1 protein-coding gene is annotated in these 1159 nt (G+C 66.6%); it reads right to left on the reverse strand.

The window, feature by feature from the left end; genetic code table 11:
* Window positions 1-25: 25 nt before the first annotated feature.
* A protein-coding gene (locus JGS39_RS42130) for an IS630 family transposase (RefSeq protein ID WP_443742905.1) occupies window positions 26-1092 on the reverse strand; the annotation gives its coding sequence in 2 pieces (ribosomal slippage) (window positions 26-639 and window positions 639-1092; 1068 coding nt in all).
* Between the last annotated feature and the right edge of the window lie 67 nt (window positions 1093-1159).

The following is a 1159-nucleotide window of genomic DNA, read 5'->3' on the forward strand; positions in this document are numbered from 1 at the left end:
TACTGAGATTTAACTCGTGGTGTCGTCAGTCGGATTTGATGGTCAGGCCGGTCTCGGTGAGGCAGCCGTCGATGAGGTTGCTGCGGTACTGGATGTGCCGCAGGCCGCTCCGGAGGGTGCGGATGAGGTGTTCTGGCGTGGAGAAGGCGACGTTGGAGAGCCAGCCGCGACGTAGCAGGGACCAGATGCCTTCGACGGGGTTGAGGTCGGGTGCGTACGCAGGCAGGTAGAGGATGGTCAGCCAGTCGCGGGATGCGGCGAACTCCCGGAGTCCGGCGGCTTTGTGGACGTTGAGGTTGTCCCAGATGAGGACGATCGGGCCGCCGAGCTGTTGGTGGGCTGCGATCAGAAGGTCCCGGTAGTCGCGCCAGGAGAAGCTCTTACGCCCGTCGCGCCGGCCGTCGTCCCGTCGCGGCCGGTAGATCAGCCGGGATCGGTGGCCGGGTTTGTAGCAGGTCAGGGCGGCGATGGATATCCGTCTGCGTGAGCGGCCGCGGACCCGCAGCACCGGGGTCCGCCCGCGCTGGGCCCAGGTCTTGGCATGCGACGGCGTCATGGAGAAGCCGGCTTCGTCCTCGAAGACCAGCCATGCTCCACGGGCCGCCGCTAGCCTTCCGCGCGGGGCCACACCTCCTTGACCCACCCGGCCACCGCCTCGTCGTCCCGCTCCATGGCACGACGGGCGGGAACCTGGCAGGACCAGCCGTTACGCACCAACAACTTGCGTACGCCCTGGATCGTGTAAGTGAGGTGGAAGCGCCGTCCGATCACCGTCTTTACACGGCTCAGAGTCCAGCGCTGGTCCTCCCAGCCGTGCGCGGCCGGCCCCCTGGCCAGCTCCGACTCCAGCTGAGCAAACTGCTTCTCACTCAGTCGCGGCAGCGATGCAGGCCCCTGCGATCGCAGGGAGCGTGGGCCGCCCTCGGCCCACGCTTGACGCCATCGCTGCACCGACCGGACGCTGACCCGTAGATCCCTGGCAATCGCTGAACTGCCCTCGCCCAGAGCGAACCGCTCAGCTGCCCGGAGCCGTAACTCCTCGCGCTTGCACTGCCGTTCAGCGGTCAACCCGCCACCCTGTGGATACCTCATCCTCCGGTGATACCGCAGGCAGGCACCAACCGTCAGCCCCTATGACTTCACGAGTTCAATCTCAGTA

Origin of the sequence: Streptomyces poriferorum (assembly GCF_019399235.1) — a bacterium.
GTDB lineage: Bacteria > Actinomycetota > Actinomycetes > Streptomycetales > Streptomycetaceae > Streptomyces > Streptomyces poriferorum.